The 23,580-nt window shown below is 34.5% G+C and carries 20 protein-coding genes; 11 read left to right on the plus strand and 9 right to left on the minus strand.

The window, feature by feature from the left end:
- Positions 1-279 precede the first annotated feature (279 nt).
- The gene (locus AC3ITQ_RS15375; RefSeq protein WP_489235047.1) at positions 280-705 is read left to right on the plus strand and encodes a response regulator; all 426 of its coding nucleotides are present in this window, start codon (positions 280-282) and stop codon (positions 703-705) included.
- A gap of 7 nt (positions 706-712) precedes the next feature.
- Here the strand turns inward: AC3ITQ_RS15375 and AC3ITQ_RS15380 are convergent, their stop codons facing one another.
- Entirely contained in the window at positions 713-2,161 is a 1,449-nt protein-coding gene (locus tag AC3ITQ_RS15380; protein WP_489235048.1) for an FAD-dependent oxidoreductase, read from the minus strand.
- Between the two features lie 413 nt (positions 2,162-2,574).
- Between AC3ITQ_RS15380 and AC3ITQ_RS15385 the strand changes: the two genes are divergently transcribed.
- From AC3ITQ_RS15385 to AC3ITQ_RS15415, 7 genes are all read left to right on the plus strand, one after another.
- Positions 2,575-2,775, plus strand: coding sequence for a hypothetical protein (locus AC3ITQ_RS15385; protein ID WP_489235049.1), 201 nt, complete (start codon positions 2,575-2,577; stop codon positions 2,773-2,775).
- 45 nt (positions 2,776-2,820) lie between these two features.
- Positions 2,821-4,599 (plus strand): DUF8693 domain-containing protein, encoded by a 1,779-nt coding sequence (locus AC3ITQ_RS15390; protein ID WP_489235050.1) that lies wholly within the window; start codon positions 2,821-2,823, stop codon positions 4,597-4,599.
- Positions 4,600-4,645: 46 nt separating this feature from the next.
- Positions 4,646-6,130, plus strand: coding sequence for a hypothetical protein (locus AC3ITQ_RS15395; protein ID WP_489235051.1), 1,485 nt, complete (start codon positions 4,646-4,648; stop codon positions 6,128-6,130).
- 116 nt (positions 6,131-6,246) lie between these two features.
- Positions 6,247-6,441, plus strand: a complete 195-nt coding sequence (locus AC3ITQ_RS15400) for a hypothetical protein (RefSeq protein WP_489235052.1) — start codon at positions 6,247-6,249, stop codon at positions 6,439-6,441.
- A 230-nt stretch (positions 6,442-6,671) separates the two neighbouring features.
- Positions 6,672-7,307 carry a hypothetical protein gene (locus AC3ITQ_RS15405; protein WP_489235053.1) on the plus strand — a complete coding sequence of 212 codons (636 nt, stop codon included), beginning with the start codon at positions 6,672-6,674 and terminating at the stop codon, positions 7,305-7,307.
- 189 nt (positions 7,308-7,496) lie between these two features.
- Positions 7,497-7,949, plus strand: a complete 453-nt coding sequence (locus AC3ITQ_RS15410; RefSeq protein ID WP_375031801.1) for a hypothetical protein — start codon at positions 7,497-7,499, stop codon at positions 7,947-7,949.
- 370 nt (positions 7,950-8,319) lie between these two features.
- Complete coding sequence (locus AC3ITQ_RS15415; protein ID WP_489235054.1) at positions 8,320-9,348, plus strand: rod shape-determining protein; 1,029 nt, start codon at positions 8,320-8,322, stop codon at positions 9,346-9,348.
- Positions 9,349-9,411: 63 nt separating this feature from the next.
- On the opposite strand, the gene AC3ITQ_RS15420 is transcribed toward AC3ITQ_RS15415, so the two are convergent.
- Entirely contained in the window at positions 9,412-11,019 is a 1,608-nt protein-coding gene (locus AC3ITQ_RS15420) for a class I SAM-dependent methyltransferase (RefSeq protein WP_489235055.1), read from the minus strand.
- A 721-nt stretch (positions 11,020-11,740) separates the two neighbouring features.
- Between AC3ITQ_RS15420 and AC3ITQ_RS15425 the strand changes: the two genes are divergently transcribed.
- Positions 11,741-14,920 carry a SusC/RagA family TonB-linked outer membrane protein gene (locus tag AC3ITQ_RS15425; RefSeq protein WP_489235056.1) on the plus strand — a complete coding sequence of 1,060 codons (3,180 nt, stop codon included), beginning with the start codon at positions 11,741-11,743 and terminating at the stop codon, positions 14,918-14,920.
- A gap of 12 nt (positions 14,921-14,932) precedes the next feature.
- Entirely contained in the window at positions 14,933-16,357 is a 1,425-nt protein-coding gene (locus AC3ITQ_RS15430) for a SusD/RagB family nutrient-binding outer membrane lipoprotein (protein WP_489235057.1), read from the plus strand.
- Between the two features lie 165 nt (positions 16,358-16,522).
- On the opposite strand, the gene AC3ITQ_RS15435 is transcribed toward AC3ITQ_RS15430, so the two are convergent.
- The 5 genes from AC3ITQ_RS15435 to AC3ITQ_RS15455 form a co-directional block, all read right to left on the minus strand.
- Positions 16,523-17,014 carry an acyl-CoA thioesterase gene (locus AC3ITQ_RS15435; protein WP_489235058.1) on the minus strand — a complete coding sequence of 164 codons (492 nt, stop codon included), beginning with the start codon at positions 17,012-17,014 and terminating at the stop codon, positions 16,523-16,525.
- A 54-nt stretch (positions 17,015-17,068) separates the two neighbouring features.
- Entirely contained in the window at positions 17,069-17,650 is a 582-nt protein-coding gene (locus AC3ITQ_RS15440) for a TetR/AcrR family transcriptional regulator (RefSeq protein WP_489235059.1), read from the minus strand.
- A gap of 141 nt (positions 17,651-17,791) precedes the next feature.
- Complete coding sequence (locus AC3ITQ_RS15445) at positions 17,792-18,238, minus strand: hypothetical protein (RefSeq protein WP_489235060.1); 447 nt, start codon at positions 18,236-18,238, stop codon at positions 17,792-17,794.
- Positions 18,239-18,347: 109 nt separating this feature from the next.
- Positions 18,348-19,163, minus strand: a complete 816-nt coding sequence (locus tag AC3ITQ_RS15450; RefSeq protein ID WP_489235061.1) for a helix-turn-helix domain-containing protein — start codon at positions 19,161-19,163, stop codon at positions 18,348-18,350.
- Between the two features lie 140 nt (positions 19,164-19,303).
- Positions 19,304-20,305, minus strand: coding sequence for an SDR family NAD(P)-dependent oxidoreductase (locus AC3ITQ_RS15455; protein WP_489235062.1), 1,002 nt, complete (start codon positions 20,303-20,305; stop codon positions 19,304-19,306).
- A gap of 217 nt (positions 20,306-20,522) precedes the next feature.
- Here AC3ITQ_RS15455 and AC3ITQ_RS15460 point away from each other — a divergent pair, with 217 nt between their 5' ends.
- Positions 20,523-21,302, plus strand: a complete 780-nt coding sequence (locus AC3ITQ_RS15460; RefSeq protein WP_489235063.1) for a methyltransferase domain-containing protein — start codon at positions 20,523-20,525, stop codon at positions 21,300-21,302.
- A gap of 44 nt (positions 21,303-21,346) precedes the next feature.
- Here the strand turns inward: AC3ITQ_RS15460 and pgl are convergent, their stop codons facing one another.
- A complete protein-coding gene (gene pgl, locus AC3ITQ_RS15465; RefSeq protein WP_489235064.1) occupies positions 21,347-22,063 on the minus strand; it encodes a 6-phosphogluconolactonase in 717 nt (238 codons plus the stop codon).
- A complete protein-coding gene (gene zwf, locus AC3ITQ_RS15470; RefSeq protein ID WP_489235065.1) occupies positions 22,047-23,579 on the minus strand; it encodes a glucose-6-phosphate dehydrogenase in 1,533 nt (510 codons plus the stop codon). The genes pgl and zwf overlap by 17 nt, the downstream gene beginning before the upstream one ends.
- Position 23,580: the final 1 nt, after the last annotated feature.

The raw sequence follows: 23,580 nt of genomic DNA on the forward strand, positions 1-23,580 counted from the left end.
TTTAGAAAAATAATGGCAGTAATTTGCTGGAAAAGCACCTATATTTTAGTAATTATTAGAACGGAAACCTTAAATTTAAATTTAGGGAATTATGATTTTTAACGAATATAGTCAAATTAACTGATTAAACGCTTACTTATTTATAGTATTATAAAAAGTAAGTGAATACAAGATCATGATTTTTAACAGCTTTGGCATTTGCTTACGGAAATTTTGTATTCCGTTTAATTTAAAAGAGTATCTTTCCCACTAGTAATTAACCTTAAAGTTGAAGAGTTTATGAATAAGGGCGGACCAATAATCATTATAGAAGATGATCAGGATGATCAGGAAATCCTGGGGTTGGTATTTAAAGAACTTCATTACAAGAATGAAATCATTTTTTTTAGTGATGGAGAAATAGCACTAAATTACCTGACTGCAACCGCTATCGAGCCTTTTATTATTTTCTCAGATATAAATATGCCAAAATTAAATGGGATCGAACTGCGTTCAAAAATTCATGAAAATGAAGATTTGAGAATGAAGTCCATTCCTTACTTATTTTTTACTACAGGTGCAGAACAAAAACATGTTGTAGAAGCCTATTCAAAATCGGTACAGGGATTTTTTATAAAACCATACGATTTTATAGAAATGAAAGATATGATAAAAAGTATAGTGGAATACTGGCAGAAATGTGTTTCGCCGAATTATATAAAGTAGAAGAGGGCTAAAGATCTTTTTTCTTTAAACACCTTCCTCTGGGTTCATCGCCTTCATGAAGCACAATGTCAGAATGTAGGAATTCCGCAGCCTCAGCAGAATCTTTCACTTTAACAGCACTGCGTTCTAACATTTCGGATTCAAATTCGGTTAAAACACTTTCTCTTAGACCATTTTTCTTCCAATGAGCTAAAGATTTACATCCTTTTGCAATGCCTCTAGCAAGCGAGAGCGCATCCAGTAATGCTTGGTTTGCGCCTTGTCCTTTGAACGGGCTCATTGGGTGCGCAGCATCTCCAATCAAAGTAGCTTTTCCACTTTTTCCTAATAATTCTGAAGTAAGTAATTCTCTGTCGTATACGGGATAGCCGGAAATTTGAGTTTCCAAAGTTGCTGCCAAAATCTGTGGAATAGGAGCATGCCATTGTGTTCTGCGACAAGCTTCTTCTTTGAGAGCATGTGTTCCTAGTGCGCTTAAAGCTTTAGCATCTTCTTCGGCCATTGGAAAACTAAGTTGCCACATTATAGTGTCAGACGTGTAAGGCATCATGTAGATACGTTCATTGCCATTGGCGGTTTGGAATACAGTAGCCGAATCGAGTAAAGAATTATCAAGATTTTCGAGCGCACTTAAGGGACAAATTCCCAATATTACAATACAGCCAAGGTAACGTAAAGGAGTAATTTCTTCACCAATCAATAATCTTCGCACAGAACTGCGAATTCCATCAGCGCCGACGACAAGATCAGCCTTAACGTTTTTTATTTCTCCATTAACCTGAAAAGTTAAATCAACAGACTCGTTATCAGTTTCTTTAAAATCTATTAATTGATGTCCCCATTGTACCTTAGCGTCTCCGCCAAGTTGTTCTAACAAAGCTAAACGCAAAGATTGACGGGCTATATGAATATTGGTACGCTTTAGAGAATTTTTAGCCTCTGATTGTAGCCACTTTCTAATTCCCCATTCTCCAATAACTTTCCCATTAGTAGTGTGAACCAAATGTCTTGTTGAAGTTACACCTGCTTCTAAAGAAAAAACTCCAAATCCTTCAATGGCTTTACTAGCTTGTTGCAGCGTAAGTCCGTAACCTTGAGATCGTGCCTCAAAATTAGTATCGCGTTCATAGAGAGTAAAAGGAATACCACGGTGTAAACAAGCAACTGCAAGAGCAACTCCACCAATGCCACCACCAATTATGGCAATGTGTGGATAGTTTTCATTATCAGCAATAGGAGAGATGTCAGAAGGAAGTAATCCAGATCCAGAACAGTTAAGACATTGGTATAAGTGCGCTTTAGGGCGAATTGGAGCAGATCCTTCGTCTTTCGATTTTTCAAATAGGTCAAGTTCTGTCTGGTAGCGGAGTCGTACTTTCTTACTGAGCCTTTGACTTTTTTTGCCTCGTCCCTGACATTCGTGACAAATATTCCAGCTCGTTTGTTTATTCTCCACTTTTTACTTCCTTGAATTAGGTCATTTATTCCTGAGTATCTCCCAGAAAAATTATTTAATCACTTGCTTGATTATGCCGGCAAATTTAAAACAAAAGAGTACGAGTACAAGACTTGTTTACATTTTTTGGCGAAAAATTATAATAGACAATTGAAAACTTGTAAGGACGGTTGTTTTTTACAACAATACTGTTAATGTGGGAATTATATAAAATATCAGGTTTAAAATATAAAAATTAATGTAAGATTAATCATAATTTTATGACACCAAAACACGTAAAGCATAAGGACATTGCCTTATGCAATCTAAATCGGAATAGTAGAATTTCTCCTATTCCAACTTTCATCTGAAAATATCTTAATTTTTTCTTTAAGATTTTTTTGCAGCTATTTAATACCCCAAAATTAAATATTATGAAATGTAAAATGGTGTTACTGGTATTTTTATTATTTTTTTTCTCTCCTTATATATATTCGTTTCAGGGCCAGGGACCACCTCCGCCCACGATTCCGCCTCCCGTAGGATTACCTGCAACCATTAATGATAAAATCTTGTTTTTAGTTGCTTCTGCTATTTTATTAGGCTTTCTGATTGTAAATAAAAAGAAAGCTTAGTTATAAAATCTCTAAGTTGTTTTGTTGTACCTCTAATTTGAAATTATGACAAGAATATTATTTTTATTAGTACTTAGTACTTCAAAATGTTTTGCCCAGATTTATTTTGGACCAACTGCAAATATGTACGTTAAAAGCGAAATTCTTTTTGTACAACAGAACATTAACTTAGAAGCAAACTCAAACTTGTATCTGAGAAATAATGGACAATTAATTCAGGGTACGACTCTTGCATCAACCAATACCGGACAAGGAAAATTATCCGTCTATCAGGAAGGTACCAGTGATAACTTTGAATATAATTATTGGTGTTCGCCTGTTGGAAATGCTTCTGCCACAGTAGGAAATGAAAATTTTGGCATTACAATGCTCAATCAACCCACCACATCTATATTGTCAAATGTTGCAATAGTGGTGAGTAGTTATAACGGAACAGCTAATCCGCTTGCTATTTCATCAGTTTGGATACATAAGCTAATAAATGCAAATAATTACTCGCAATGGGTATTTGTAGGAGGGGCAAGTACAATTGCTGCCGGAGAAGGTTTTTCTATGAAAGGAGCCAGCGGAACAGATACTACTGACCCTGAAGGAACGGGAGTACCCAACAATCCGGGAAGTGCCCAGCGATATGATTTTAGAGGAAAACCAAACGATGGAAATATTACTATCAATTTAGGTGCTAATAATTCAACTTTAACAGGTAATCCATATCCATCGGCATTACATTTAAATGCTTTTCTTTTAGATTCGGATAATGTGGCAACTGGTGGGATTGCTTATTTTTGGGAACAGGACAAAACGGTAAATTCTCATTATCTCGCTGCTTATAGAGGTGGATATGGAAGTTATTCACCAATGTCTGTAGGTGTTGATGGTGTTTATGTGCCGGCAACATTCAATTCTTATAATCAGGATGGAACTTTGAATACAACAGGTTTGTCTTCTTCATTATCAATTCCCCGCAGATATGCACCAATAGGTCAGGGGTTTGTAGTTTTTGCCAATGCTAATGGTACAGCGACCTTTAAAAATGCACATCGTGTATTTACTAAAGAAGGGGTAGGTGTTTCTCAGTTTGAAAAACAGACAAAAGATACAGCTAATAAAATAGCCAATAATGATGAAGCAGGTATTTTCCAGTATTTTAAATTAAATACAATTATTGACAATAAGTTTACCCGACAATTGGCATTGGCTTTTTTGCCGGAGGCTACAGACGGTGTAGATATCGGTATTGATGCTTTGAACATGGATACCAGTCCTCCAAATGATGTGGCTTTCTGGATTGAAAATGGTAGTTATGTTATTCAGGGAGTAAATTTTGATCCAACAAAAAAAATACCCTTGACAGTAAAAGCGGCTACCAGTGCTACTTTTAAATTTTATGTTCCGGAAGTAAAAAACTTTGACACCTCACAGCCAATTTATCTTTATGATGGTCTGGATCAATCTTACCACGATATCAAAAATGAAGGTTATCAGATAACGGTTGCCCCTGGAATATATCCAGACAGATTTAAAATCACGTTTACAAGTGAAACACTTGGCGTCTCTGAAGAAGTCCGCAATCAATTTATAATTTTTCAGGATAATAATAACAACGCTTTAAAAGCATCAAATCCCAATAATATAGTGATTAAGGCTTTTAAAATCTACGATATACTGGGGAAGGTAGTTTTATCGAAAAAGGATTTGGGAGCAGATTCCAATTTTTCTTTTTCAACTAATGGCTTAAGTCATGGAATTTATATAGTTGAGTTTTTAACAACAGACAATGAAAAATTGACAGAGAAAGTGGTTATTTCAAATTCAGCCAGATAATTAAAATTTAAAATAGGAAATCAAAGCAACCAAAAATAGAGAAATTATGATAAATATATCTACTCCGCAAAATACAGGAAATGTACTAGTACTGTTTTTCTTCTTTTTAACCTTCCTTGGTCATGCACAAATTGGTATTGGTACTGTTACTCCAAATGGAAGTTCTGTTTTAGATATAACTTCTACAACAAAAGGTATGTTAGCACCTAGAATGACAACAGCACAACGAACTGCAATTGTTACTCCTGCTGAAAGTTTATTAGTTTATGACACTACTGTAAAAGCCTTTTATTACTATAATTTAACTACCACCTCATGGGTCAAAATTGCTAATGAAGGTTCCGCTTTAAGAAACAATTATAAACTGGTTAAATCGGCAACAGACCTGGCACCAGAATTATTAGCAGGAGGGAATACAAGATATTTATTAACTTCAAATACCCTCTATGAAATTAATGGTACCATAGTTTTAACAGCTCCTATTGATTTAAACAATGCTTATGTAGCCGGACTTGACACAAATGAAGATATTTTACAAGCTCCAGGAGTAGTTTTTCAAGGAAGTACTGGAGGCAGTATTAGAAATGTTACTTTACAGGGAACAAGTGCTTTTAATATTACCGGTCCCGGAATAGCAACTGACTCTTCGCTTTTGGTTCAGAACACTGTTGTAAGGGGAATGACTGGAGGTGTAGGAACTATTTCAGGTTTGGGATTATATTTTGGCAATATTGTTCAGTTTGTAACTAATACAGGTGGTATTACATATTCTAATATTGGAAATTTGTTACTAAGTAATCAGGCCTGGTTTAGTTCTAATACTGGAACATTTGAGAGATTTACAGGTTCCTTTAGTTTAATACAAAAAAACAGTGGTTTTAGCACTTGTGATCCTGGCGATGTAGCAATGGATGTAAGTACTTTGACTGGTACTGCCGTGGGAACCGGAATTTTGCTAGGTACGGTTTTTTCTGCTACAAGTGGCTCTCCCGTATTTATTAACCGTTATACCCCTACATTAACTTATCCGGGATATAATTTTAGCAATGCCTGGACGGTCGATTCACCGGGTATTCCTCGAGAAGGAGATAGTGATGCTACTGGTGATATTAATCTTATTGCTGCGGTTGGGAGCGCTGTGACAACTCCACTGGGTACTAATGGTTCACGAGTAAAAGTGTTGGGTACAACTACTTCTAATAATTTATTTCGTTTTACTAAAGAGGGAGAAAATAGAATAATGTACAGAGGAACTAAAACAAGATATTTTCAAGTATCTGCTTCAGTTTCCTACCAGACTAACGCTGATGCAACTTTGATTCTTTATATAGCAAGGAATGGAACTGTAATTACTGAAACGAAGGTATATGGCAGACCCAGTGGTGGTCTTTTCTCCACTTCCGGTATAATAGCCTTGCCAATCATAGGAACGGTGCAAATGAAAACAGGAGATTATATTGAAATTTTTGCAGAACGGAATGATGGAACAGGAAATATGCAAACAGTTTCTCTAAATTTAACAGCAAGATAGAGAAATACTTATTGTTAGGATATTTAAGGTGGTATTTTGTAATTTTTAGAAATGATTATATAAGGGTATAAGGAGACATTTAAAGTAATTTTATTTAAACTTTAAAACGTATTATTATGAACACAAATAATCAAAATCCGAAAAGCACTAATCAAAAAATTGGTGCTGACCGAAGTGATACAAGAAAACATCAATATAAGGAACATGATGAGGTTTTAACAAATGATGAAAATTATGATGTTGACACTCATGAATTTAAAGGTGAAGCACCTGAATTAGATGATAAAATGGATAATGAAGAAAAAAAATAAAAACTAAACGTCTCAAACTTTATTTGAGGCGTTTTTTTTGGTCTATGTGCTTAAGTGCTAATTGATACATATTTTAGATCTGCCTAAATTGCCCTTTTTTTTTAGATTTCAATTTACAATCTTTGAAAAAAAATAAGAAGTAAAAAAAAACTATGAATTGATTTTAATAGATTTGTATAATCTATGAATCCTCAAAAATGGTATGAGGAAATTATAAAATACAACATAAAATGAAATTTGTTAGTTCAATAGTTATATTATTAATGTTCTTTTGTTCCAATGCTTACTCACAATTGAGCGCGGATAAAATATTTGAAAGCTTTAAACAAGGAGAGCGTACCAATTGCTCATCGATTGCTTTTATTAAAGCTGCTTTAAATGTTTATGGACTAGACAATCTTTTTGTGACTGAAAAAGTAAACGACACTACCTATAAAATTACACTAAAAAATAGTGCATCATTTAACCTGAAAAATGATGAATTAAACAAAGCTAAATTTTCTGCTGACTTTGTATTTATAAAAGAAAATTGTGAGAGTGAAAAAATAACAGATTATGCCGTATTGACCTATGCTGTAATGGCAAAGTATAAACAAATTATTGATAAGAAGTCAACTTTTGATAAAGCACTAGAGGATTTAGAAGAAGGTGAAGTATACACTCCAACAATTTACAAATATCTAGGATTTAAAGAAGGCAAAGAAATACAAAAATTAAAGCGCGAATCAGGAAGTGAATTCTGCGGAGTGGTTGCCTGGTCAACTGCACATGCCGTTTTTGTTTGCGAAGACTTCATGGATTATTATGGCAACAAAAAAAGTATATATATAAAATACCCGGGACGTTTTAGAATAATTAAATCCTAAGTGTGTTAATGTGTTGATAAACAACTGTAAAGAGTGGTTTTTGTAAGCAGCCTTTTTTCTATATGGATTATGCCAATTTAATTTTTAGGCTGATTGTTAAATTTAAATTAAAAAAAAGAAATCAATACTGTTGCAGTTTAAGTTAATTTATATATTTTTGTCGTATTAACAACCAATTACATTCTCAAAATGAAAAGCACAATTTTCCTACTTAGTTTCCTTTTCTTCTTATCAACTGAAGCTGTTTCAGCACAGGCGAAAAATGCTCCAAGAAGTATTATCAGTACAACAGCTATCATCCGTAAATACCATGATCAAAAAGAATTAAGTGGTATGCAAAAAGGTGAACTTTTGGAATTATACATTGAGCGTATAAAAGTTTTAGTAAAAACGCTACCTTATATTGCTTTGGTTACTAAACCAGGTGTTACTATGGCAGACTTAGGTATACCAGACGATTCTGAGCACAAAAAAGTATTAGACGGACAAGCAGTTGGAACAACAACTTTCTTAGATACAACAGTAGAGTTTCAAAGAAAAATGATGCCTTATTCAGATAAAGGGAATTTAATCGCTGCCATTTTATTTTACGAAAGCACATTAAAATCATTACACGAATTCAACGATTTGAACGAAATGTAATCTTCTTTCACAATATATAAAAAACCTCCAAATCAAATGATTTTGGAGGTTTTTTTTTGCCCTCTTTTAAAACTATTTTCATTTAAGTTTAGTAAAAACACAAAGTTCAAAAAGCTTAGCGGACTTAGATTATGTAAGCACAACTTATATTTTCGCTTATGGGCAATTCCTTCCGCATTTATGTCTGCGCAAAATTCTTAATTTTTTACCAAACCAAATTTTAAAAGTTCATTTTAATCAGAAAATTATTCTAACTATCTAAAAATTAATAACAAATACTCCCAAAATTATTATAAAATAAAGTGAAAGTTTGTGTTGACATAGAATAAAGAAGTAACAAAAGCGTTCATTCTTTATAGAAAATTATATTATGAGCTTATTTGATTTTATGACAGTGGAGATTGCTATGGATTTAGGCACCGCTAATACTTTAATAATTTATGATGGAAAAGTCGTTGTGGATAGTCCTTCGATTGTAGCCAAAGATATTAGGAGTGGGAAAATTATTGCTGTGGGCAAAGAGGCTAACTTAATGCAGGGTAAAACACACGAAAATATTAAAACGATCCGACCGCTTAAAGACGGCGTTATTGCAGATTTTGATGCATCGGAGAAAATGATTAACTGGTTTATTAAAAACATTCCCGAATTAAAGAAGAACTTTTTCACTCCCGCACTCCGAATGGTAGTCTGTATTCCCAGCGGTATTACCGAAGTGGAAATGAGAGCTGTAAAAGAATCCTGTGAAAGAGTAAACGGAAAAGAGGTGTATTTAATTCATGAACCTATGGCCGCTGCAATCGGAATAGGTTTAGATGTGATGCAGCCACAAGGACACATTATTGTTGACATTGGAGGAGGAACTACAGAAATTGCAGTTATTGCTTTAGGAGGAATAATTTGCGACAAATCCATAAAAATTGCCGGAGATGTTTTTACCAATGACATTCTTTATTTTATGAGAACGCATCACAATTTATATATTGGAGATGCTACTGCCGAACAGATAAAAATAGATGTAGGTGCTGCAATTGAAGAATTAGATTCTCCACCAGATGATTTATTGGTTCGTGGAAGGGATTTACTCACAGGAAAACCGAAGGAAGTCAAAATTACTTCAAGAGAAATTGCAAAAGCGTTGGATAAATCAATCCTTAGAATTGAAGATGCGATTATGGTAACGCTTTCTTTGACACCACCTGAGCTCGCCGCAGATATTTATAATACAGGACTGTATCTCGCTGGTGGAGGGGCAATGTTGCGTGGACTTGATCAAAGAATTTCAAGAAAAACAGATCTTCCGGTATATATTGCAGAAGATCCTTTAAGAGCTGTGGTAAGAGGTACGGGAATTGTTTTAAAAGACATACCTAAATATAAAAGAGTACTGATATCTTAATTCTTTAAAGAAATTTATAAAAAGTAAAACCTCCAAAGTCATTGATTTTGGAGGTTTTTTCATTTAGTTTCCTTTCAATAAATTAATACTTACCGTAGCGATATCAGCTTCCGGAAATCGTTTAAAAATTGCTTTATCGGGAAATAATCCTGCTTCTGCAGCAACATTATTAAAGACATCAATCTCAACAATATATTGATCAGAAAAACCATGTGTGGCATCATAGGCCGTTGCAGGTGTTTTTCCTAAGTTACTGGCAGCCAATTTTGGATTTATGGTATGCAACTCAATCAGAAGCAAACCAAATTTTCGTACATAGGGTGACCATTTTTGCAGATGTTCCAGGAGATTATCTTCTACCAGATTATTACTGATTCTTTTACCTCTGTAAGCAAACGCACCAGTTGAGGTACTAATTCTATTTTGGTTGATATACTCCGGATCTGTCCAAATGCGATTGTGATCCAGGAATGTTCTCACGTTCAGCAAATCTTTCAGGTCAATATTGTAATTTTCTCTTAAGTCATCTGAAAGTAGGTCAGGGCGACCAATATCTCCCCAAATTACTTTTGCCCAAATATCTGCTTTTATAAGATTAGCTCTGGTTACTTTAAGAGCAGCCTGATTATAATCGGCACCCACCAGAAACAATGGATACTCATCCAGCATTTTTCCTCTTAAAGTTTGCCTGTCGATTACTTCAAAAATGTGTTGCAGAAAAGCGCCATTACCACAACCCATGTCTAGAATTCCTTTGGGCTGTTCTTCAATTGGTAAATTAAAAAGTTTAATAATAATTTCATCTACCACTTTAAAATAAGTGTCGTGAGCACCGCCGCTTCCCCAAACATTCATTTCACGATCTACATGAATTTCATTTTCGCCATCGGCTATCATTCTTAAAACAGCCGGGTCTCCAAAAATTAATTCTTCAATTTTGGCAAATGTTGGTAAATAAGAAACGGTCACGCCATAAGCACTTGATCTCTTTGCAAAAAACAAACCCACTTCTGTAAACTGATAATTGCCATTTTTTTCGATAAACCATCCAAGATGCACCAGAAAGTCCAATATTTTTTTAAAATTTTCAGGCGATTTATGAAACTCTTCCGGTTTAAAAGAAGTCTCCATAAAATATTTATGAAACATGCCATTCATTGCCAAACGAACTATAGTGGGCGCAATCAGATAACCTTCAATATGTTTTAAAACCTGATCCTGAATGGTATTTGTCAGAACATCTTCGGAGGGTTTAATTCCATATCCCTTTTTATATTTTTCAAAAATAATATTGAGTTTTTCAAACGGCACATCGTCAAAAATGCGGGTATGAAACTGTATCGAAAAGTGAAGTAAATCAACAACATCCTGATAAAGATGAAACAATGAAAAAGCTATTTCTGTCTTTTCATTAACGGAAATCTTAATTTCCTGTGTTTCGTTATTGACATCATAATCTAAAAAGCCTTGTGAAGCCAAAATCCGCAAACCAACATTCAGATAACCTTCATTTGCTTTAAAAATAGTTACAAGTTCTGTCAGCTGTACATTCTTTTTGTTTAGGATAAACGCTAAAACTTCCTTTTTTTTAAGTGCAATTGCTACGGGAGCAACAGCTAAGCCATCAAGATGTCTGAAAATAGAACCTCTGAGTAATGATTTATCGTTCATAGTATAAAAATGAAGGTTTCTTACTATAAAGATAGTTTAAAATGAAATCTGATGTTAGACATTTTGAATATATAAACCATTTTTTAGAAGATTTTTAAGGAACGGGGAGTGTGAAAAAAAAAGCATCGATTATCTCAGCATCGGAGTTTTAAAAAGAGGTGATTTTTTTAATGCAATCTTTAAAATTTAAGAAAATTCGTATTTATGAAAAGATTTTATATAAACGAGTAACTGTCTTGTTTGAAGTGACTTAAAATTTTACTAAAATTTTAGTTAACATTTTTTTTGCAAAAAAAACTCTTAAAACTTGGGTGTTTAAATTTTTAATATACCTTTGTTCTATCAAATTGGTAGAATTTAAAAGTCTTATATACAAAGGGATGTACGACTTAAAATTGATTTGATTTAAAAAAGCAGGAGCCATTTTGAAGATTTATCCTTAAGAGTTTGTTGCTTTTGAAACGCTTCAAATGTCTAATTCTTGAAATTTATGATAAGAGAAAACCTTGAAATTCTAGGTTGAAATTTTTATAAAAACCAATTTAAATAATAGTAATCTAAAAATATATAAAAATGAAAAAGCGAATGTGTTGCAAATAAAAAAACCATTTCTGTTGCAGCAGAAATGGTAAAGCTTAAAGAAATTGTTCATCTCTATAAGAAAAGCGAGAATGGAGTTAATCCGTTCAGGGCTTACTTATTTTTAAACCAAAACAAAGTAATGAAAAAAAAATTAAATAGATATATCTGGTTGTGTGTTTTCTTGATTTCCATAGGGATTAAAGCACAAGAAACCAAACCGTTAATTCAATCCAAACTCGAGGGAACAGTTGTAGATGCTATTACAAAAGAACCTATTATTGGGGCTTCAATAAATATTAAAGGGACTACACACGGAGTTGTGACAGATTTTGATGGGAAGTTTTTTTTCCAGACAGGACAAAAATTGCCTTATACATTAATAGTGAGTTATTTAGGGTATAAAAAAACAGAAGTTGTAGCGAATACAAACTCAGTTGTTATTGAGGTTACTCAGGAACAAAATGCGTTATCAGAAGTTGTAGTTACTGCACTTGGTATTACGAAAGAAAAGAAATCTTTAGGATACACCACTCAGGCACTGAAAGGTAAGGAGCTATCCGATACAAAAGAAACGAACTTTCTAAATAGTCTTACCGGTAAATTGGCCGGTGTGCGTATTACCAATTCGCAGGGTGATATGGGGTCTTCACGTATCATTATTCGTGGTGAAACCTCTATATCAGGAAATAATCAGCCATTATTTGTGGTGGATGGAGTCCCGGTAGATAACTCACAATTGAATTTTGGTGGTGCTACCCGTGATTTCAAAAACGCAATTGCCGATTTGAATCCTAATGATATTGAAACATTAACTGTACTGAAAGGCCCTAATGCGGCGGCACTTTACGGATCACGTGCTGCACATGGTGTTGTTCTTATAACAACAAAATCAGGAAAAGGTCAAAAAGGATTGGGGATAAACTTTAGTACCGGTATAACGGTTTCTCAGGTTAGTACTTTGCCTTCTTTTCAGAATTCATTTGGACAAGGATCAAATGGAAAATTTAGTTACGTTGATGGTAAAGGAGGAGGAGTTAATGATGGGGTTGATGAAAGTTGGGGGCCTAAAATGGATGGGCGCCTTATTCCGCAGTTTTATTCAAATGGTGAGGCAGTACCTTTTGTAGCTCATCCTGATAATGTTAGGGACTTTTTTAATACTGGTATTACGTATGATAATAGCATTTCTGTGGCCAAATCAGATGAAAAATCAGATTTTCGTTTAGGAGTAAACAATCAAAAACAATTAGGAACAGTGCCTAACAGTGAGGTTAACAAAACAAACTTTACCGTTAACACGAATTATCAAATATCCAAAAGTGTAAAAGTAGGTGTAAATGCGAACTATATTGTTACCAATGCACCAGCTTTACCAGGTGGTCCATCGGGTAACCGTGCTGCCGGCGTAATGCTGCAGTTCCTTTGGTTCGGACGTCAGGTTGATATTAATGAACTTGACAAGGATTGGACCAGAAACTGGAATAACAGCTATTACAGCAATCCGTATTGGAATGCCAATTACAACACTACAAGTCAACAGCGCAACCGCTTAATAGGTGATATTCATTTGGATGCCAAGATTTTTGAAGGACTTAATTTTAAATTCCGTACCGGAGTTGATTATTATAATGATCGCAGAAAGTATGAAATTAAATATGGTACAAATGGAACTCCTTTCGGATCCTATGCTGAAGATGCCTACACAGTAAACGAACAAAATACAGAAGGTATTTTTACTTACACGAATAAACTAAGTGATGATTTTAGTTTAGATGCCCTTGCCGGATTCAACGTTCGTAACCATAGTGACGCAAATAATTATCAAAAAGCGCCACGTTTGGCAGTACCTGATTTATACACATTGACGAATTCAAGAGATCCGTTAACTTCATCTAACTCGTTATCAAGATTGAGAGTATACAGTGCTTATGCTTCTGCACAATTGGGTTATAAAAATTATGCCTTTTTGAATGCAACTGCCCGTAATGACTGGTCATCGACATTGCCAAGCAGTAACCGTTCTTATTTTTATCCTTCTGTTAGTGGTAGTTTAGTATTATCTGATGCTTTGAAATTGAAAAGTAGTACACTTGATTTCTTAAAGCTACGTGGTGGATGGTCTGAAGTTGGTAATGATGCAGATCCGTATCAATTGTCTACGGTTTACAATTTTCAAACTGCATTCGACGGAAATCCGATTCAAACATCTTCTCAAAAGAAACTTAATGAGAACTTAAAACCGGAAACAACACGTTCTACCGAAGTTGGTTTAGAAGCTTCTTTCTGGAAAAACAGACTGCACTTTGATTTTGCTTATTATAATACCAATAGTTTTGATCAGATTTTGGAAATAAAAACTACTGCTTCAAGTGGTTATAATTCACAATTAATCAATGCGGGTAAAATAAACAACCATGGTATCGAAATTCAATTGGATGGAAACCCTGTTCAAAATGAAAATTTCAAATGGAATGTAGCTGTAAATTATTCAAAGAATATAAGCAAAGTAGAGATTTTGGATTATGATAAACAGATTCAAAATTACACGATTGGCTCTTCAGGAGGTGTTGATGTTTTGGCATCTGTAGGACAGGCTTACGGGGCACTTTATGGAACAGCTTATCAACGCGACGCAAATGGAAATATAGTAGTAGGTGCGAACGGATTACCAAAAGCTGATCCGCAAAAGAAAGTACTAGGACATTACACACCAGATTATTTAGCTGGACTTACGAATACATTGACCTATAAAAATCTTGAATTATCATTTCTTGTTGATGCAAGTGTAGGAGGTGAGCTTTTCTCAGGAACGAACAGAACAGGTAATTATACAGGAGTATTGGCACAAACTCTTCCGGGACGTGATGCCGCTAATGGTGGATTAAATTACTATTTAGCAGGTACTACGAAAACTTTATTGCCCGCAGGTACAAGTGCACCAGGAGGTGCTGCAGTATATGAGGATGGAATGATTTTTAACGGAGTATATGCTGATGGAACTCCTAACACTTCAGTTCTTAGTGCGCAGGAATATTACAAAGCGTCATACAATATTAGTGAAGCTTATATTTACAGCTCAACTTTTGTAAAATTAAGAGAAGTAAAATTGGCTTTTAACTTCAATAAGTCATTTGCTAAGAAGCTTGGATTAGATGGAGCTAGTATTACTGCAGTGGGGCGTAACCTGTTTTTTATCTATAAAGATGCACCAAATATTGATCCTGAAACAGCTTTCAATACAGGTAACGCACAGGGATTGGAGAGTTTATCTCTGCCAACTACCAGAAATTTCAGCCTTAATGTCAATCTAAGATTTTAAAAATACAGAATCATGTTAAAAAATATATTATATACAACGCTATTTGCAATTACACTGACTTCATGCAGTGATACTTTGGATGATATTAATAAAAATCCAAATGCAACAGAAACACCATTAGCGCCTTACCTGTTAACAGGAACCCTAAAGCAGGGGGCTGATTTATATTGGGGTTCAACCAATAACTTTGATTCGTCTTTGTTATTTGTGCAGCATTGGGCTAAGATCCAATATACAGAACCGGATAGATACGATGTGTCCAATACTTCTTTCACAACTTTGTGGAATACAGGATATGCAACCCTGATTACGGATTTGAATACAATTATCAATTTTCCTGAGGCGCAGGCAAATTCAAATTACAAAGGGATTGCATTAACGTTACGTTCATGGACCTTTTTATTGCTGACAGATGCTTACGGAAGCATTCCTTATAAAGAAGCAGGTTTAAAAGTAAATCCGGCGTATAATACTCAAAAGGAAGTATATACAGGATTATTAGAAGATTTGAAACAAGCACAGTCTTTGCTAAACACAGCAAATGGTACTGTAACAGGTGACTTATCATACAAAGGTGATATTTTAAAATGGAAAAAACTGGTGAATTCACTTCGTTTGCGTATTGCATTAAGAATATCTGACAGAGAACCAGCGTTGGCTAAACAAGCTGCGATTGAAGCAACAAGTGATGCTGCAGGAGTATTTGCCAGTAATAGTGATACTTTTAAGTTTACTTACACTAGTTCGCCTCAACAAAATCCTGCTTCGGCATGGTTCGAAACTCGTGATGATTATCGTATTTCAAAAACAATGGTTGATAAGCTAAATGAACTATCCGATCCACGTTTACCAGTTTATGCACAATTGCCCTCAGATGCAAGTGTAGGTAAATATGTTGGAGGCGCGAATGGATTATCAAACAGTGATGCTAATAGCCAGGGTTTTGCTAAAACATCAAAACCGGGAACTTACTTCTTAACTTCCTCATCGCCGGCAGTACTTGTATCTTATTCTGAAGTATTATTTAATCTTTCTGAAGCGGTAGCTCGTGGTTATATTTCTGGTGATGCTGAACAGCTTTATAAAAATGCGATTACGGCATCGTTCAATCAATTTGGAATTACCGATGCAACCGTTATCGCTAATTATCTTAATCAGGTTAGTGTAAAATACGATGCAACAGACTATGCTAAATCGATCGGTACACAAAAATGGATTGCATTCTTTGGACAAGGTCTTGATGCTTTTGCAGAGTGGAGAAGATTGGACTATCCCGTATTGACAGCAGGTCCTGCAACAGTTTTAGACGGAAAGTTACCTTCACGTTTCTTTTATCCAGGTACAGAGCAATCGTTGAACGGGAATAGTTATCAGGCAGCAATAGCGGTTCAGGGTAAAGACTTGCTTACTACAAAACTTTGGTTTGATGTAAAATAGGCTAAAAATCCTAAAGAGATAAATTAAATAAAATGCTTCTAATAAAAAACTCCGCAAATATCTTTTGCGGAGTTTTTGGCTTTAATGTAAAACAGTTTATATGTTTTTAATAAGCTAAACTATTTAGCTTCGAACACTGTCATAAATTCTTTTATCGTTTCTAATTTAGGCATAAGTTCTGTTTTTTAAATTTTGAATAATTTCTAAATATCTCTTTTCGAAAACTGTCTGATCAACTGGTAAAACAACAGATTCAAATAATTTTATCAAATCCTCAGAATGGTTTGCTACTTTTTTTGCCTGAATGTTGTAATGAATAAATTTTACCCATAGTATGGCTTTTAATTCTGTTTCATCTTCATTCCACATTTTCATTTCAACGAGTAGGAGATTGTCTGTATATTGAATTAGCTGAGATTCAATCAGTACCGTTTCCATTGTAAAAGCCGGTTTCAAATAGCTTATCTGATTAGAAGCAACAACCCAACTAAGTCCTGTAGTCTTCATGTACTTAAATATATCAAGATCATAATGTTCAGCAATTTGATCTTCGCGGACATTAATAAAATATTCTAAATACTTGGAGTTGTTCAAATGATTAAAAGGATCACAGTCCTGAAATCTAACTTTTCTTTTTGTCTTTAATATTTTTTCCATCTTCTAAATAAATTATATCAAATACTGATCGGTATTTGACGGGTTAAAAAATTTTTATTTCCTGATGCTGCTAATTATAGTAATATCTATAAAATCCATTGCATCATTTATGTAGGTTGCGTCATTGTGTGTAAAGGCCAAAAGCGAACTTCCTTCAATTAGTGATAAAATTATTTTGGTATATTTTGTTGCGTCAGTATTTGGCTGAATTTCATTGTTAAGGATGCCATCACTTATAATATTAGTTAAACCGATAGTAAATTTTTGGGATAAGTTTTGTGCTGCTGTAAATAGTAACGGATTGATAAATTTTGTATCAACTCCTGCTCGTAACATTGGACAGCCGCCCATGTCTTTAACCAGATCATAATAGCTGCGCTGATACTCTGTTATAGCATGCAATTTATTTATACTGCCTTGTTTAGCGGCAACAAGCTTGAATAAAGGTGTTATAGCTAAATTTATGTTTAATTGAAAGGCTTTTAATGCTAAATCTTCTTTGTTCGAAAAATTGCAGTAAATCGCACCTTTAGTAAGTCCGGTAGCTTTTGTTATATCAGTCAGGCTGGTACCTATGTATCCTTGCTTATTAAATATTGGAGCTACTTTATTTAATATGATGTCTGAAGTATTCATGATTTCTAATTTATGCGATAAGATTTATGACAAATATAACGCAAATACCGATCGGTATTTGTGAAAAATAAAAAAAATCTCATTTACTTAGAAGTGAGATTTTGATATTGTATGTTCGACAAATGCATGTTTTAAAAGATATTAAAGCAATAGCCAGTCCAAAGAGAAAGCAGCAATGATAAAAATACTATGTACAAATACAAGCTGAAGATAATATCCTTTAAAATTAGCAGTATGCATGGAAGGTATAATTTCAAGAAGAAAAGTCCAGCTTATAATTCGTATCAGACCGGTAACGAAACCAATAATAATACTTGTTGACCATGAAATTTCGGCGAATTCAGAATACCATACTATGTAGTAAACTGCTGCAAAACACAATCCAAAGCTGTGATGCAATAGCTTTCCGATTCTTAATTTAGTTTTTACTGATAAATCAATAGCGATAGCAGAAAGAATACTGGTAAGTAGGGTCGGTTCCTGATAGAGTTTTGCGTCTGGTGTTGATATTGACTTATTAAATACTCTTATGATACAACAGGCTACCAGCCAGGAAACAAGAATTTGAAAGAGCAGGGAAAAGATCATTAAAGGGTGTTATTTTTACACTTCAAATATAGTATTGAAAAAGCTAAGAATAAAATTAAAAATTGAAAAGGGTAACCTTTGTTTTATATGGTTGTATACTAAATTGTTACTAGAGATTATGTGTTGCTATTTGATTAGGAGATAAGCCATATTTCTTTTTAAACGCAAAGGAAAAATGGGAGAGGTCCTCAAAACCCACTTCGAGATAAACTTCTGTTGGTTTTTTCTTTTTTTCTGATAATTGATAATAGGCCAATTCTAACCTCTTTTGTGTTAGCCACTTTTGAGGTGTGTCATGAAAATGTTTTTTAAAATCTCTGTTAAAGGTTGATAAGCTGCGGCCTGTCAGATAACCTAATTTTTCCATTGGCATATTGAACATGAAATTTCGCTCCATGAAATTAATTAGATCAACTTTACCTGGTTCATCAAAATTGGCCAAAATGTTATCTACGCTTTTATCAATTTCTCTTAAAATACTTATCGCTTCACTAATTTTTAACGATGCAATATTCTCAGGAAATTTACCTTCCAGATCAAAATAAGGTATTACTGAACTCAGACAACTTTCTAATAATGGATGATTACTAAAACTATATATTTTCTGTCCGCCAACATATTTTTTTTCTACATCAATTTTTTCATAAAACTGTTTTAATCGTTCTGTAGTTAAATGCATTACTACTGTCTTGTGCGGCTGTCCATTTTTTGGATAATTTATGATTGTAGCCATATGGTTTCTTGGAATTAAGAATATATCACCAGTCTTAAAGTAAAAAGTAGCATCTGCCTGTATTATTTTTGTTTCGCCCGAAATAAACCAAATAAGCATATGGTCGTCAAAGATTAAGTCGGATTTAAATAATTTATCATCGTAGCTGGAAAGCTTAATTTCAGGTGTTAAGTATTTTGAAATATGGTCCATGTTTTAATGATTTCTAATAAAAATATTCTTGTTGTTTTTTACTTTGCTAGTTCAAAGATAGTTAACTGTGCCGGGCGTTGCAATAGATTTGAAATATCATAATCCTGCCCATTTTTTTATAGAGCAGGATTATAGTTGATTTAAGAAAATGGAAATGAAATACCCGTCATTTTTTCGCTTAAGTCCCACAATCTTTTAGCGTTTGTTTCATCAAGAGAGTACCTTTCTACTCCATAGGATCCAATGCTGTCTTCTCCATTTGCTAATGGGGCGATATCATTATCTTCACAATAAACACCTCCAATATTTTCCAGTGCAGCGCTGGTAGTACACCAAACTGTTGTAGCAGCGCCTTGTGGAATTGTTTTTAATTTTGCAGCCACTTCGGGAAGAAGATTACCGTCTTCATCCAGAAAGCCCATTTTTTGGAATAATTCTAATGGAGCTTCTCTTGCTAACTCAGTTCCGGCAATTGAACCAGGATGCAAAGAATATGCTCTTACATTGAATGCTTTCGCACGATTGTCAAGTTCAAGAGAAAATAAGTTACTCGCCGTTTTTGATTGTCCGTAGGCTTGTAAGGTTTCGTATTCTCTATGTAGAAAATTAGGATCTTCAAAATTAAAAGGAGCCATTTGATGTCCAAGAGAGGATACATTGATTACTCTTGCGCCATTTGCTTTTTTAAGTGCCGGAAATAATCTTGCAGTTAAATGAAATTGCCCCAAGTAATTGGTAGCCAATTGTGATTCGATTCCGCGACTGTCTCTGCGCAAAGGAACCCACATAATACCTGCATTGTTTATAAGTAGATGTAATGGTCTGTTTGATTGGAGAAAATTTTCTGCAAAGGCATCGATTGAAGCGGGATTCATTACATCCATCATTTCTATTTCTACATTTTCAATGCCTTCAAGATTTTTCTTTGCTTTTTCAATGTTTCTGGCTGGTACGATTACGGTTGCACCGGCATTAGCCAACGTTTTGGTAGTCTCCAATCCTATACCAGCATTTCCGCCGGTTACGATTATGATTTTTCCTCTAAGGTCAATTCCATTAATAACATCTGATGAAGTTGATGTTGCGTTAAAACCTGAACCAATGGGCTGCTGTAAAGCTCCCTGATAATTGTTACGTCTCATGTTTTTCATTATTAAAAAGTTATAGGACAAAATTATAGGGATAAGTGCTGTTGTATTTTGTTTATAAAGTCAAATTACTTTGTTTAAAATGTCAATTGAGCTATATTTTTACAGTTACTATATTTTTAAGTGAAACTTTTGAATTAATTTAAATGATATTGTAAATTAGCTAAGTAACCTCCTTCTATGTAATTGGAATCATAAAATTTTGTGCCTTATGCCTTGGAACCCCGAAATATATAATAAGTTTAAAGACCTTCGTAATAAACCATTTTATGATCTGATGGATTTTATCAAATTGCCCGAATCTTCAACTGCAATTGATTTAGGTTGTGGCACTGGTGAACAAACCGCCATATTAGCTAAAAAGTTCAGTAAAACTGATTTTCTTGGGATTGATTCGTCAGCTGAAATGCTGATAAAATCAAAATCTTTGGAGACCGCTAATCTTCATTTTGAACGCATGTCAGTAGAAGATATAGTGGAATCAAATAAAAAATGGGATTTAGTTTTTAGTAACGCAGCGTTACAGTGGTCTGATAATCACGAGATATTATTTCCAAAACTGGTTAGTTTGCTTAATTCAAAAGGTCAGTTTGCAGTGCAGATGCCCATTCAGAAAGAAAATCTGTTAAATAAAATTCTATATCAATTGGCTGAAGAAGCCCCTTTTAAAACATATTTTAAGGGATGGAGACGAGATTCTCCTGTATTAAGTATGGATCAATATGCGCAAATTATGTTTGATGGTGGTTTGGAAGAAATTCAGATTATGGAGAAAGTTTATCCCATAATTGCGAATGATCATGATACATTGTATAATTTTATTTCAGGATCGGCTTTGATTCCTTATTTAGAGCTTCTTAAGGAAGATCAAAAGCAATCCTTTATAAAAGCATTTAAAATTAGAATTGAAGAAAAGTTTCCAAAGCTTCCCGCTATTTATGCCTTTAAAAGAATTCTGCTTTATGGAAGAAAAAGTGAAGAAAAAATATAACCAGTTTATAGTTTTAAATATAAACTGGTTATAAAAATAATTTTCTAGTTAGTACCAGCTGCGCTTTTATCTACAAGAAATAATAATTGTCCTGAAACAGGCTTAATCAACTGCATCGGGTATGTAGAAGGATTATATTGTCCTTTTGTTACTTCTTTCAATGCAGGTGCTTTTTTTTCTCCAAAAGCCACTACGATGATTTTTTCAGCTTTATTGATTAAGGGTGCAGTAAGTGTGATACGATGCATTTTTTGAGGTTCAAGGTAATAGGCCGCAACCCATTTATTTTGTTCTTCTAAAACGGCCTGACCAGGGAAAAGTGATGCTGTATGTCCGTCATCTCCCATTCCTAATAAGATAAGGTCAAATTTTCCTTCGTCACCTAAAACCTTTCTAATTGACTGTTCGTAAGTAACAGCAAAATCTTCAGGTGTAACGCCATCTTTGTACATCTCAAAAATATTTTCAGACGGAATAGCAACGTGGCTCAGTAAAGTAGTATAGGACATTTTTGCATTACTAAGGTCGTCATTAAGCGGAACCCAACGTTCATCTCCCCAAAAAATAAAAACTTTACTCCAGTCTATTTTGGTTTTGTAAGCATCAGAAGCTAATAATTTGTAAATCCCGGCAGGAGAGGAGCCTCCTGTAAGTACGGCTGTAAATTGGCCTTTTTCAGCAATTGCTTTTTGTGCTGCTGCTACAAAAAGGTCTGCTGCTTTTACATTAATTTCTTCTGTCGTATTATATATCTGTATCATCTTCTAAAAGTTCTTCTTTTGTTTGTGTGTTTGGAATCCATTTGTGTCCCTGACGCGCTAATAATTCATCAGCTTCTTCAGGTCCCCAGCTTCCTGCTTTGTAATTTGGAAAGTTAACCGGCACTGTATCTTTCCATACTTGTTGGATAGTATCAATAGCATCCCAGGCTTGTTCTACCTGATCCCAACGCATGAATAGCGTAGGATCTCCTGCCAATGCATCAGCGATAAGCGTTTCATAAGCTTCCGGCGACATTGTAGAGCAGGCGAAATAATCAAAGATCATTTCAGCTGGTCTCAATGAAAGTGACAGACCTGGTTTTTTGGTCATAAACTGCAGTTTGATATCCATTGCAGGCTGAATATTGATAATAAGCCTGTTCGGCGTCATGCCTTCTTTACCATAAGAAAAGGAAGAATGCGGAACTGGTTTAAACTGAATAATAATAGAAGATTGTTTTTCTTCCATTCTTTTTCCGGTACGTAAATAAAACGGAATTCCCTGCCATCTCCAGTTGTCCAGATAAATTTTCATGGCCACGTAGGTTTCTGTAATAGAATCCGGTGCAATTCCTTTATCCTCACGATATCCCGGAACTGGTTTTCCTTTTATAGCACCTGCGTCATATTGCCCTCTGACAACGTAATGATCCACTTCCTCCGGTTTGATACGTCGAATTGATTTTAATACATCTGCTTTACGGTTTCGAATGTCATCTGCCTGTAATGAAGCCGGAGCTTCCATAGCGGTCATACATAAAATTTGAAGCAAATGGTTCTGAATCATATCCTTCAAGGCACCAACTCCTTCATAAAAGCCACCGCGTTCTTCAACGCCAACTTCTTCTGCTACTGTAATTTGTACAAAGTCGATGAAGTTTCGGCTCCATAAAGGTTCAAACATCGAATTTCCAAAACGGAAAGCCAAAATGTTTTGAACAGTTTCTTTTCCTAAATAATGGTCGATTCTGTAAATCTGCTCTTCTTTGAAAGTCTGCGAAAGCATTTCATTAAGGGCAATTGCAGAAGTTTTATCGTAACCAAAAGGTTTTTCAATAATGATTCGATCTTGCTTTGGATTAGCAGCAAGGCCAATTTTTTTAATATTACTAGAAATTGTAGTGATGAAAGAAGGTGTAATCGAAAGATAAAAAAGACGATTGGCACGTTCTCCAAAACTTTCATCAATAGCATTTATCTTTTCATTTAAACTTTGATAAGATGCTTCTTTATCAATATCAAGACTGTGATAGCTGATGTGAGAAAGAAATTTTTGAGTTTCCGGATCTGCAATATCTTTCTTTCTTGAAAAGATATTTAGATTTTCTAAGACATAACTGCGGAATTCTTCATCGCTTTTTTCAGCTCTTCCCAGTGCAATAATCTGAAACTTCTTCGAGATACGGCCGTCAAGGTAGAGATTTTGAAATGCGGGAAATAGTTTTCTTTTTGCCAGGTCTCCGGTTCCTCCAAAAATGACAATAATGGTTGGATTTATATTTTTGAACTTACTCATT

Source organism: Flavobacterium sp. KH_001 (genome assembly GCF_057840745.1).